General features: G+C 43.6%; 6 protein-coding genes and 1 pseudogene. All 7 read left to right on the top strand.

Features of this window, described 5'->3' with window-relative positions:
• The first annotated feature begins 11 nt into the window (after positions 1 to 11).
• Positions 12 to 7,733 (top strand): DEAD/DEAH box helicase family protein, encoded by a 7,722-nt coding sequence (locus ACTNB8_RS13945; RefSeq protein ID WP_441055663.1) that lies wholly within the window; start codon positions 12 to 14, stop codon positions 7,731 to 7,733.
• 97 nt (positions 7,734 to 7,830) lie between these two features.
• Positions 7,831 to 8,496 (top strand): annotated as a pseudogene (locus ACTNB8_RS13940) (DUF5714 domain-containing protein); the annotation flags it as partial.
• Positions 8,485 to 8,907 carry an arsenate reductase ArsC gene (locus ACTNB8_RS13935; protein WP_441055683.1) on the top strand — a complete coding sequence of 141 codons (423 nt, stop codon included), beginning with the start codon at positions 8,485 to 8,487 and terminating at the stop codon, positions 8,905 to 8,907. The pseudogene ACTNB8_RS13940 and the gene ACTNB8_RS13935, both read left to right, overlap by 12 nt.
• Before the next feature lie 105 nt (positions 8,908 to 9,012).
• Entirely contained in the window at positions 9,013 to 9,768 is a 756-nt protein-coding gene (locus ACTNB8_RS13930; RefSeq protein WP_441055661.1) for an 8-oxo-dGTP diphosphatase, read from the top strand.
• A 63-nt stretch (positions 9,769 to 9,831) separates the two neighbouring features.
• Positions 9,832 to 10,590 carry a class B sortase gene (gene srtB / locus ACTNB8_RS13925; protein ID WP_441055659.1) on the top strand — a complete coding sequence of 253 codons (759 nt, stop codon included), beginning with the start codon at positions 9,832 to 9,834 and terminating at the stop codon, positions 10,588 to 10,590.
• 12 nt (positions 10,591 to 10,602) lie between these two features.
• Positions 10,603 to 13,305 carry a YodL domain-containing protein gene (locus ACTNB8_RS13920; protein WP_441055657.1) on the top strand — a complete coding sequence of 901 codons (2,703 nt, stop codon included), beginning with the start codon at positions 10,603 to 10,605 and terminating at the stop codon, positions 13,303 to 13,305.
• 174 nt (positions 13,306 to 13,479) lie between these two features.
• Entirely contained in the window at positions 13,480 to 13,680 is a 201-nt protein-coding gene (locus ACTNB8_RS13915; RefSeq protein WP_441055656.1) for a hypothetical protein, read from the top strand.
• Positions 13,681 to 13,759: the final 79 nt, after the last annotated feature.

Raw genomic sequence — 13,759 nt, 5'->3', positions numbered from 1 at the left:
GATAAACAGGTATGGCAAATAAGTTATATGCCATGGAACAGCTGACGGAAGAAGTGGCAAAAGATGTAGCTGCAAAACCGGAAGAATGGATGAGGTTTTTGGATACCGCATCCCGGTTATATAAATATACGTTTGATGAGCAGCTGCTGATCTTCGCCCAGCGACCGGAGGCAACAGCGGTGGCTTCCATGGAAGTATGGAATAAACGGATGTACCGTTGGATTAAGAAAGGATCGAAAGGAATTGCCCTGATTGATTATACTTCCGGACCGAAAAACCGTCTCCGCTATGTGTTTGATATATCGGACACATACAAGGTGCGTAACCTTGGAAAAGATCCGGCATTATGGGTACTGCAGGCGGAAGACCGTTCTTTGGTATCTGATTACCTGATAAGCCAGTATGGATTGGAAGAAGACAATAGTGGTCTTGCAGGAACACTGCATCAGGCGGCACGGGAAAGTGTAAGGGAGTGGCTCCCGGATGCTTTTGATGAATTGAAACTGGATGTACAGGGAACATTTCTGGAAGAACTGGACGAACAGAACCAGGAAGTGGAGTTTCGTGACCTTATGACAGACAGCGTATGGTATGTCCTGATGAAACGGAGCGGACTGGATCCGGAGGAATACCTTTCCGCAGACAGTCTGCGCCATATTACAGATTTTAATGACCTGCGTGTGCTTGGACACCTTGGCACGGCAGTCAATGAGATCAGCCGCCCCATTTTGATGCAGCTTGGACGGTATGTCCTTATGGATCTGGAAAATGACAGGAAAACGGTTGCAAAAGAATCGGAAGTGGTCTATAATGAATTTAACACGTTAATTCGTGAAAGCGAAGAAAATACCATAGAAACAGAGATAGAAGAAAACAAGGAGGAAACAGGGCATGAGAGAGATCACTTACAGCAGGAACGGGGATTATCTGATCCCGGATATTCAACTGGAGGAGACCAGAGGGAACATCGGGAAATACGGGATGATGAGGAAGGAATATCTGAGAAACCACAAGAAAGCCAGGTTCAACATCCTGGTACTGCAGAACCGGCTGGACAGCCATTTGATGGAAGTGGACAGAGAAACCAGACAGAAAGTGGAAAATCTGACCGCACAGCTTCTGGAGAAAAATCCGGCGCCGGAGAAAGCGGCAGACAGTATGGCATGGACACAGCACATGAACAGGATCCGGGCGCAGGCAGAGGAACTAGTGGTGCAGGAAACTATATACAATTAAGCCTGTTTCCCACAGAGGAAGAACAGTTAGGAGAGATCAGGAAAGCGGCAGCTGCATTGGAACAGCCAGCCGCTTTTTTTATTTCAGATGAGATTGTGGATGATGTGCTGCGTACTGGAAGTGGACGGAGTAATACACTTTTCCATATCACTGCAAAACTGGTCGAAGGACTTGACCATGAGGATCTGCGGAGCTTTTTGATCCAGGAGTATGGTACCGGCGGGAAAGGATTTGAGTTTTCCGGCCAGAAGTACAGTGTCTGGTATGATGGTGACGGGATGCGTATCCGGCGTGGTGACTCTGCAAGACGCAATTATGACCGCATGGTTACATGGGAAGAGGCGGCAGACCGTCTCCGGGATATGTATGATGCCGGAACTTATGTTTCCAATGTAGTTATGTTAAATTCCATCAAAGTGGAATGTGATGAACTTTCTAATGTATTAGCTCTGCATTTTCGGGATACGGGTGCCATTCAAGGTATTTATAGCCATAATGACACAACGGAAAGGATGCGCTCAGGGTTAGATGATCCGGAAATGACAAGGGAATATTATCAGATGCTTGTGGATCTGGAGAAAGATATGGAACGCCATCCGGAAAACTATATGCGTTATCAGATCCGAAACAACCCAATTTACAAGCAAAGGGTGTACGACCTTGGCAGGACACTTGACTGGAGAAGGCAGGAGGAAATGATAACACCTCCGGAAATCGCATTCATTACGCAGGATGAGATTGATTCTGTGCTGCGCAGGGGCGGAAATATAGAAGGAGGAAGAAACCGGATTTATGAGTATTTCATGGCGCACCATGATGAGAAGGAAGCTGCTGATTTTTTGAAGCATGAATATGGAGATGGCGGATGCACACCGGGGATCATGGGATGTGACAAATCAGATGAATGGCACGATGCAAAGGGAATCCGGTTAAAGAAAGGGGAAATCACCAACCCAAGCCTGACAACACTGGTCAAATGGAAACAGGCGGCAGCACGGACAAGGCAGCTGATCCGGATGGATGATTTTCTTTCACCGGAAGAACTGGAAAAGTACGAAGAACGTCAGGAAGCCCAGAGACTTGCCGATATGGAAGAAGTGAAGCAGTCGCTGGAAGCAGAGGAAATTCCGGAAGAAAATGTGGAAGAGCATACGCAGGAGAATGTGGAAGTTACGCCTGAAGAAGTGGAGCAGCAACTGAAGGCAGAAGATGTGCAGAATCTGGTTTTAGTAAACCGCCAGTATTCGCCAGGAATCAGGACAACGGAGTATGACTTTACCTGTGAGATCCGTGGGGAGCAGGATATCCTGCATTATATGGTGCAATACCATGATGACGGGGAAGGGTTTACGATCCATACGGAAAAGGACGATATTTGGGAAAAGATGTCCCAACCGGAACTGGAAAAACTAGAGCAGGTACTGGAGCGGGAAGAACTGTATTTCAGGTATCATGAGGATATTGAAAATGCTGCAAATCTGAATGACCTTAAGGAAGTCCAATACAGCATCATGGAAAATGAATCCTCTTATTTTCCACAAATATCAGAACGTGTATGGAATGATTATGAGCAAAGGGAACAGGCGCTGTCCATGGAAATCCCTCCCATCAATTTCCATATCACGGACGATCAGCTGGGTTATGGTACCGCAAAAGAGAAATTCCGTGCCAACATTATGGCAATCCAGCTTCTGAAAAAGTGCGAGAGTGAAAATCGGTATGCGACACCGGAAGAACAGGAAATCTTATCCGGCTATGTAGGATGGGGCGGACTTCCTGATGCCTTTGATGAAACAAAAATCTCCTGGGAGACAGAGTATCTGGAATTGAAATCGGTGCTTACTCCGGAAGAATATGCGGCGGCAAGGGAATCAACTCTGAATGCCCATTATACGCAGCCCGTGATCATCGAGAGTATGTACCGGGTACTTCAAAATCTGGGATTTGAAAAAGGGAATATCCTGGAGCCATCCATGGGTGTCGGGAACTTTTTCGGGATGCTGCCGGAAGGACTTCATCAGTCCCGGCTTTATGGAGTAGAACTTGACAGTATCAGCGGAAGGATCGCAAAACTGTTATATCCTAATGCCAATATCCAGATCAAAGGCTTTGAAAAGACGGATTATCCCAATGACTTTTTCGATGTTGCGATTGGAAATGTACCTTTTGGAGCGTATAAGGTGAATGACCGTCAGTATGATAAATACAATTTCATGATTCATGATTATTTTCTGGCGAAGACCATTGACCAGTTAAGACCGGGCGGGGTAGCTGCTCTGATCACCACAAAGGGTACGATGGATAAAGCCTCACCAGAGGTGCGGAAGTATCTGGCGGAACGTGCAGAGCTTCTGGGGGCGATCCGTCTTCCCAATAATGCGTTTAAAGCAAATGCCGGAACCGAAGTCAGTGCAGATATCCTGTTTTTCCAGAAACGGGAGAGCATCTCTTTGGAAGAACCGGAATGGGTATCACTTGGAGCGGATTCTAATGGAATCACCGTCAATCAGTATTTTGTGTCCCATCCGGAAATGATACTTGGAACGATGGCAGAGGTGTCCGGTCCTTATGGAAAAGAAACCACTTGTCTCCCGATGGAAGGGGCTGATCTGGCGGAACAGTTGGAAGATGCTGTGGCAAGGATCTATGGTTCCATGGTGCCGGCAGTGACAGCGGAAACCGAACTGGATGAGATTGTGGAAAGTATTCCGGCAGACCCGGATGTGCGTAATTACAGTTTTACTGTGGTGGATGATCAGATCTACTATCGTGTAAATTCCCTGATGAATCCGGTAAAACTGCCAGCGACAACGGCAGAACGTGTGAAAGGCATGGTAGAAATCCGTGAAGTTGTGCGGGAATTGATCGCCCTGCAGATGGAGGAAACTGCCACAGAGAAGGACATCCAGAAACTCCAGGTAAAATTAAATGAAGTCTATGACAATTATACGGAAAAGTATGGAGTCATCGGAAGCAATGCAAACAAACGGGCATTCTCTGATGACTCTTCTTATTGTCTGCTCTGTTCTCTGGAAGAATTAAATGAAGATGGTACTTTAAAACAGAAAGCAGATATGTTCACCAAGCGGACAATTAAGAAAGCGGTTGCTGTGACCAGCGTGGAAACATCATTGGAAGCCCTAACCATTTCTCTGAATGAAAAAGCAAAGGTCGATCTGCCCTATATGTCGGAACTGACGGGAAAAACAGAAGAGAAAGTAACCGAAGAACTGACTGGGGTAATCTTTCAGAATCCGGTAAACGGGCAGTGGGAAAATGCGGATGAATATCTTTCCGGTAATGTCCGGGAGAAGCTGAAAACAGCAAGAATCTTTGCTGAAAACCATCCGGAATATGCCAGCAATGTGAAAGCCCTGGAACAGGTACAGCCAGTGGATCTGGATGCATCGGAGATTGAAGTCCGGATCGGAGCCACCTGGATTGCTCCGGAAATCTACCGTGATTTTATGGAAGAATTATTTGATACCCCGTCGTATCTGGTAGGAAGGGTGATTGATGTCCGCTATTCAGAAGCCAGCGGCGCATGGAATATCAGCGGGAAAAATGCGGACAGTGACCGGAATGTTCTGACCACAGCAACGTATGGTACAAGCAGGATGAATGCCTATAAGATTCTGGAAGAGACCCTGAATTTAAAAGATATCCGTATCTATGATCGCATGGAAGATGCAGAGGGAAATGAGATCCGGGTTCTGAACAAAAAGGAGACGATGCTGGCAACCCAGAAGCAGGATGCTATTAAAGAGGCATTTAAGGACTGGATTTTCAAGGATCAGGAACGCAGGCAGAGCCTGTGTCAGATTTACAATGAACGTTTCAATTCGATCCGTCCAAGGGAATATGACGGAAGCCATTTAACCTTTCCGGGAATGAACCCCGAAATCGAGCTTCGCCCGCATCAGAAGAATGCGGTTGCCCATCAGCTTTATGGCGATAATGTCCTGCTGGCCCATGTGGTGGGAAGCGGAAAGACTTATGAGATGGTAGCAGCAGCGATGGAGAGCAAACGTCTTGGTCTTGCACAGAAAAGCCTGTTTGTAGTGCCCAACCATCTGACAGAACAGTGGGGAGCTGAGTTTTTACAGCTTTATCCGGGGGCAAATATCCTTGTGGCGACAAAGAAGGATTTTGAACCGGCAAACCGCAAGAAATTCTGTGCAAGGATCGCAATGGGAAACTATGATGCGGTTATCATCGGGCATTCCCAGTTTGAAAGGATTCCTTTATCGGATGAACGTCAGAGGATGGCGATTGAAAACCAGATCGCAGAGCTGGAGGCAGGCATCCAGGAAGCAAAGATGGAAAGTGACGGCAGCCGTTATACAGTCAAACAGCTGGAGAAGACAAAGAAAGGTCTCCGCAGGCGTTTGGAAAAGCTGGAAAACAAAGAGAAAAAGGATGATGTGGTTACGTTTGAAGAACTGGGGGTTGACCGCTTATATGTGGATGAAGCCCATTATTATAAAAATGCCTTTTTCTATACGAAAATGAGGAATGTGGCAGGCATTGCCCAGAACGAAGCACAGAAATCCGCAGATATGTTCAACAAATGCCAGTATCTGGATGAGATCACCGGGGGAAAAGGCGTTACCTTTGCGACGGGTACACCGGTCAGCAACAGTATGACGGAACTTTATACGATGCAGCGTTATCTGCAGTACGATAAACTGAACCGGATGGGGCTGGGGCATTTTGACTCCTGGGCATCCACATTCGGGGAAGTAGTGACCAGCATCGAACTGGCTCCGGAAGGCACCGGTTACCGTTCCAAATCCAGATTTGCCAGATTTTACAATCTCCCGGAACTGATGAGCATGTTCAAGGAGATTGCTGATATTAAAACAGCAGATCAACTGGATCTTCCTGTGCCGGAAGTTGAGTATGAAACCGTGGTATTAAAGCCATCAGAGTATCAGAAAGACATCGTGGCGAGCCTTGGGGAACGTGCGGAAGTTATCCGGCGTGGAGACGTGGATTCCTCTGTTGATAATATGCTGAAAGTAACCAATGATGGAAGAAAGCTGGCACTGGATCAGCGTCTGGTCAATCCCATGCTGCCGGATGATGAGGGAAGCAAGGTGAATGCCTGTGTCAGCAAATGTTATGAAATATGGAAGCAGACTACGCCGCAACGTTCCGCTCAGTTAGTATTTTGTGATCTGTCCACACCAAGAGCTGTGGGTAAGACCATGGTGGAGATTGACGGAAAGAAAGAGGAGGCAGATATTTTTGATGATGTCTACCATGAATTCAAACGAAAACTGATGGCAAAAGGTGTGCCGGAACAGGAGATCGCTTTTATCCATGATGCAAACACGGATGTAAAGAAGACGGAATTATTTAAAAAAGTAAGGGATGGGCAGGTACGTTTCCTGTTAGGTTCCACCGCTAAAATGGGAGCTGGAACCAATGTGCAGGATCGCCTGATTGCCTTGCATCATCTGGATGTGGGATGGAAACCGTCCGATCTGGAACAGAGGGAAGGTCGTATCATCCGTCAGGGTAATGTGAATAAGAAAGTGCATATTTTCCGGTATGTAACAGAAGGAACCTTCGACAGTTACATGTGGCAGCTGATTGAGAGTAAGCAGAGGTTTATTTCCCAGATTATGACCAGCAAATCCCCGGTCAGAATCTGCGAGGATGTGGACGATACTGCATTGTCCTATGCGGAAGTGAAGGCACTGTCCACCGGTAATCCGGCGATCAAGGAGAAAATGGAGTTGGATGTGGAAGTATCGAAACTGAAACTGTTAAAAGCAAACTTTGTGAGCAACCATTACCGTTTGGAAGATGATATTGCAAAGGGATATCCACAGCAGATCGCAGTACTTCGGGAGAGTATCGGAGGCTATCAGGCAGATATTGAAAAATATCAGGCGAATAAGATTACAGATCCGGAGCAGTTTGTGATGGAGATCGGCGGCACGACCTTCCATGAGAAGAAAGAAGCGGGAGCAGCCTTGCTTTCCGTCTGCCAGTCCATGAAACAGGTCGATGCCATGATCAATGTAGGTCAGTACCAGGGATTTTCCATCCGATTGAAGTTTGACTCTTGGAGTAAGGAATTTATTCTTTCCCTGAAAAATGAGAACGTGTATCGTGTCAGCCTTGGCTCCGATGAGAATGGTAATATCATCAGGATTAATAATGCATTAGAAGCAATCCCGCAGAAACTGGCAGAAGCAGAACAAAAGCTGGAAACCGTACAGGGACAGCTGAAAAATGCCATGGAAGAGGTGAAAAAGCCATTCCCGAAAGAGACGGAGCTGAGTGAAAAACTGGAACGTCTATCTGAACTGAATGCCCTTCTGAATATGGATGAAAGAGAAGATACGAAGGATGAGGCAGAGGAACAGGATGAAAAAGAAGAACATCAATCTCTCCATGACAGGATCTCTGCTTTCAAAGAAAATAGCCGGAATCATGATGTAACAGAACCGGCAGCCAGAACAGCAGAGTCTTGTATCGGATAATCTTTGGATATACAAGAAAGGGTGTTAGGTGTAAAATAGGGGGCACGGGGATGTGCCCCTAGAAATTAGCAAAATTCAATTTGATGAGGTGAGTAGAATGAACGAAGAATGTTTGATCTGCAAAGCTCCATTGGAATATCGTGACTCTGATATAATTATGGAGTGTGAACTTTGCCATAAAAAACAAAGTAGTAAGACGAGATGTATAAATGGACATTTTGTTTGTGACGAGTGTCATACAAGCGGAATGGATGAGGTTCTTTCTATATGTTTCAATAGCAAATCAAAAAATCCTATTGAACTTTTGGAAGAAATGATGTGCATACCTTCTTGCCATATGCACGGTCCAGAACATCACACAATGGTCGGCTCTGCACTTTTGACAGCCTATAAAAATGCAGGTGGACAGATAGATTTAAAAACTGCACTTTATGAAATGCAGAAAAGAGGGAAGCAAGTCCCAGGTGGTGCTTGTGGTTTTTGGGGTGCCTGCGGAGCGGGCATTAGTACTGGAATGTACCTTTCTATTGCATTAAAGTCAACACCACTGGCAACGGAGGCATGGGGGCTTTCTAATCAAATCACAGCAAAAGCATTGGAAGCGATAGGTAAAAATGGAGGACCACGTTGCTGTAAAAGGGATTCATATCTTGCAATTATTGAAGCAGTTCATTTCACAAGAGAAAAGTTAGGTGTAGAAATGAGTTTAAATCAAGTGATGTGTTCTCGTTCACATCTCAATAATCAATGTTTGCAAAAAGAATGTCCATTTCACACTAAGGCAAAGAAAAAAGTGGCTTTTATTTGTGTTCATAATTCCTGTCGTAGTCAGATTGCGGAAGCTTTGGGGAATCACTTGGCGGCAGATGTATTTGAATCATATTCTGCTGGTACAGAGACGAAAGCAAAAATCAACCAAGATGCAGTTAGGCTTATGAAAGAACTATATGGGATTGATATGGAACAGACCCAGTATTCGAAGCTGATTACCGATATTCCTGATCCAGATATAGCAATTTCTATGGGATGTAATGTGGGCTGTCCTTTTATTGGAAGAGCATTCGATGATAATTGGGAACTGGAAGATCCTACTGGAAAATCGGATGATGAATTTAAGATAACAATAAACGAGATAGAAAATAGAATCATGCAACTAAAGAATGAATTGATATAAAATGAAAAATATCAAATTCCATCTTATCAAATTGTCACATGACATTCATAACTGATAGGAGTTATATTTTAACAACGTAAACTGATGAAAGGGGAGGTGGTTCCGTTGTCCCGTGAAAATCATAAAATGATAGATGGAAAACTGATTCAGATGGATAAGAGATATTCCCAGCTTAAACTGAAGCAGAAAGATAAAATAGCAGAGTGGATGTATCTGGAGACAAAGGCTTATTATGAAAAATATTACACATTCCCCGGAGATAAACATATCGAGGATGTGGTTTCAAAAGTCTATGATCGGATTGTAGATGCGGATATCTGGGTTCCTTATGGAGAAGTTGTGAAACACTATAAGAAAAAGAGGGCAGATATTAACAAGCGTGTGAAACGAACTCTCAATCAATACGAAGAGAAGAAAACGGAAACGGTCTGTTTTATGAATATGTGCATGGTGCAGGATGGAAACGGAAATGTGCTTGCATTGGATAAGGTAAATGACAGTTACACCGGAACAACATTTCCTGGAGGACATGTGGAAAAAGGTGAAATTTTCACAGATTCCATTATCCGTGAAGTACAGGAAGAAACTGGACTTACGATTGAAAAACCGTTGTTTTGTGGTGTATATCATTGGATGAAATCCGGGATTCATAATGTGATCTTTCTCTATAAAGCAGATAAGTATTCAGGAACATTACAAAGCTCTGAGGAGGGGAGCATCTACTGGGTTCCGATGGAAGAGTTTAAGAAAAAGGAACTTGCCACAGGAATGGAATATGTTCTGCAGATGATGGAATCCCCGGAGATTAACGAATGTTATATGCATCTGGAAGATGGGAGATATGTAGGAACTTTATATTGAGAGCGCATATTTGCCGGCAGTGAAATATCTGCCGGTTTTTTCATGCCCGGAAGGAGGTGCGATGTGAAGAAAGTTGAGAAACTGATGGTAGTGGTATTTCTGATTGTCACTGTGCTCTGTGGGAAATACCTGTTGGATTACTGGCTGGATTCTTATGAAAACAGGGAAAATTACTGGCAGGTGGAAGAAACTGCATTTCCGGATAAAGATACAGACGATGAGGAGGCAGGTTCTTCTCAGGAAGAGGCGGGGAGAGAAGTAGATGATTTTGATTATCAGGCATTGTTGGAGGAAAATGAAGACTGTATTGGATGGCTGAAAATAGATGGTACAGATATCAGTTATCCGGTAGTGCAGGGAACGGATAATGAATTTTATCTTCATCATGATTTTCAGAAAAAGTACGCTATCTGTGGGACTTTGATGCTGGATTACCGAAATGACATTGCCGGAGAGCAGGAGCATTTGATCATTTACGGTCACCAAATGAAAGATGGAAGTATGTTCAAGCAATTAAATGGATATAAAAAAGAAGAGTATTACCTTGCCCACAATGAAATTACTTTGTATTTGAAAGACCAGAAATACCAATATGAAGTAGCAGCTGTGTATGTAACGAATGTTGCAAACAGCGGTGATTATTATAATTATTTACACAAAGAAACACGAAAACAACAGATGGATTATTTACAGAAGATGGCAGCTTATCAGCTATATCCGACGGGTGTTACCGTTAGGGAGGATGATGAGCTGCTTTCTTTATCTACCTGTGAATATTCTAGTACCAACGGCAGGCTGATCGTGCTTGCCAGAAGAATTTAGGAGGAACGGCATATGGCAATGAATAAAAACATGATATCGGCAGAAAAAGAAGTCCGGGATTATGCCCAGAGACTGATGGAACGGGCAGAACAGCGGGAAAATATCGTATTTACAGAGGAACAGAAAGAACAGGTTTTAGAATATGCGACTATGATCGGGGATGATTACAATATCAGACAGATGGTCAGGAATCTTGCTTTTGCTGTCCGAACATCAGATGAAGAGAAGATAAATGAGACTCTTTGGGATGCCAGGGATGAAATTGACAGTTTTCCAGATCGTTCGGTAGGTATGGCTGAATTAAAGGGATATGGATATATTGCAGATGATATGTTCCCTTTACGGCAGGAGGCGGCATTGGAACAGCATCGTGTCGGGGAAAAAGTGTATTGCCTGCAGCCGGATGGTACCCATGGAGAATATGCCAGCCAGGAAATGATTTTGGGGCATGAAGGTCTCTTTGGGATTGAAAAAGAGGCATGGCAGAGGATGTTGGAACAGGACGGTGAAAGAGATTATGAAGAAATGGGATTTTATAAGGAGCCGATGACAGATCTGGATAAAGAAGAAGCATTAAAAATGTATGATGCCGGGGAGAAGGTATATCTGATTACCACTTTTCCAAGTCCGATTGCGGTACGGGAACGTATGGAAATTGAACGAGGACCGGAGCATTATCAGATGGAGAGAGAAGATGTGGAACGTATCAGGAAACTGGAGCAACGGATGCAGGAATATCCGCAGATCCGGTCACTGAAAGAAGCAAAACTTCTGCTGGAGAGTGAGAACCGATATGGAATATATCAGATCATAGATGAAAGTCCGGGCAGGGAATATGAATTTATGGATATGGATTTTATTGAACGTCATGGATATCAAGTAAAAAAAGAGGATTACAAGTTGATTTATTCGGATGAACTGCATGATGGCGATACTCTGGAGTCTATGTATGAGAAGTTTAATATTGCACATCCGGCAGATTATACTGGGCATTCCTTATCTGTCAGTGATATTGTAGTCCTGAATGAAAATGGAGATGTAAAAGCCTATTTTGTAGACAGCATCAGCTTCCGTGAATTACCGGATTTTTTACATTTGGAACCACAACTTGATAAAGAGGAAGTGGCATTTCAGATAGGCGATCAGTATTTCGCCATCCAGGTGGCAACAGAAGGATATGATTATTCCTTTTATGATAAGGAATACAAACTCATGGATGGAGGTGTCTTAGATGATCCAGATATTTCTATGAGCCAGGCTATTCAGGATATTTTAGAGGATGAAGGACTGGAACAGTTGGAAAGGATACCTGTCGATTACGACGAGTTGCAGGAAAAGGTAGAGGAAGTAGAAGCAGAGATCATGCAGGAAGCCAGAGTGGCATATAAACCACTGGCAAAAGTGGAGGAACTGGAAGAGGCAAATTACAATATGATTGATAACGTCCTTAACAACTTGCCACCGAAGAAAGAGCCGTATCTGGAGTATTATGCTGCAGAATGTGACGAATACCATAATATGGCTAATTTCTATAAAAGTGAGAATCTGGAAGAAATCCTTGCAAAATACCGGGAAATCATTGATGACCCGTCTTTAAGCTATTTCGGAAATGGGATGGGAATTATCTATCGGGATTCTAATGATACATTTTATGATGAGGCGGAAGTGTCATTGGTTACCGGAAAATCCATTCATGGAGACAATCTGGATCAGGTGGCGTTTATGGCATCACTTTCCATAGTACACGAGGCTTTAGAAAAGATTGTGGATGCATTTCCCGACTTCCGGTATTATCCACCAAAAGAGATCGAAGTCCATTATTATCCGGAGAAAATGACAGCGGATGAACTGGCTGTGGCACTGAATGAGCTGGCAGAAGATTTTGATCCGTATGATTATCGTGATAATTTTAGCCCAGAGGAAGATATGGTGGAAACTGTAGCATTGGAATTGAGATGCGGCAATGCCCACATATATATGTCGTTTTTAAAGGATGTTGTGGAAGAAGAATGTGAAGAATCAGGAAGAGCAGCAGAACTTTTGGAAAAGCTGAAGGCATACCAGCCGGAAATACCGGAAACAGCAGTCCCCGTAGTCCATGTCAATTTCTGTGAGGATAAGGATATGAAGATATCCGGGTATCAGAAACTGGAAAGTCTGGATAAGACGACAGCTGAAATGGATGCAGATTTATCTTCCTGTCTGGATCCCAAAACAGGAGTGCCGGAGAAAACCGTTCAGATGTATTTTACCATTTATTATCCGGATGATAACCGAATGAAGGAATTAAAAGGAAAAATCAATATCGGGGATGGTCATGGAGGTATCGTCAGCCAGTTGAAAAATCAGAATGAGATGAAACTGACGGATGAAAGCTGGCTGAATTACCAGAAAGCAAAGGGGGATGAAGCTTTTCAAGCATATATAGCAGACCTTACAGATATGCAGGAACATGTGCTGCCATATTTGCAGAGCTTCTGTAGTTTGGAAGAAAAAGCACCAGAAAAGGTGGAAGGAGCTGCAAAATCAACAGTACAGGGGGAAAGGAGCCAACCGGAAAAAGTTGAGGTTGATAAAAGTTCCCGTTCCGCAGCTACTAAAGTATCGGATACAAAGGAAAGAAAGTCTATCCATGAACGATTGAAAATCAACAAAGAGATTATTGCGAAACAGCAGGGAAAAGACAGTAAAGAGAAAGGGGTTGAGCTTGCATGATTTTGTAGAGTTTGAAAAACAATGCTGGATCACAATAATGAGAGGGATTACCGTGGTGGTAGTCTCTCTTTTTTTTAATGTCGCCTGGTATGCGACCATATTTTATCTGCTGATTGATAAAGTATGATATATGAAAGATAAAGAATGTGCGACAAATTTGGAGGTGACGACTGAGTGAGATTAGAAAGTGAAAATTTTATCGTTAGGAAAATGGAAGAATCAGACAAGGAAAATGTTTATTTGCTTGAAATTAGTAGACCTTGGATGAAATATTTACATGATCTCAAAGATGAATTAGAAAATGCTACAGGTAAGAAAGCTGATATTTTTGAAGAGTTATTTGGTAAGCGCCAAATATTCCTGCGGATTTTCTAATACTCTGATTTCCTCTATAATTGCAGGCGAAAGATATTTAGACTATTTCACTACAATTACGGAGGATAGGTTATGGCAA

Source organism: Blautia sp. HCP28S3_G10, from assembly GCF_052065235.1.
Lineage (GTDB): Bacteria > Bacillota > Clostridia > Lachnospirales > Lachnospiraceae > Blautia_A.
Note: the sequence above shows the minus strand (reverse complement) of the source record. Positions and strands in the feature narration are given on the sequence as shown.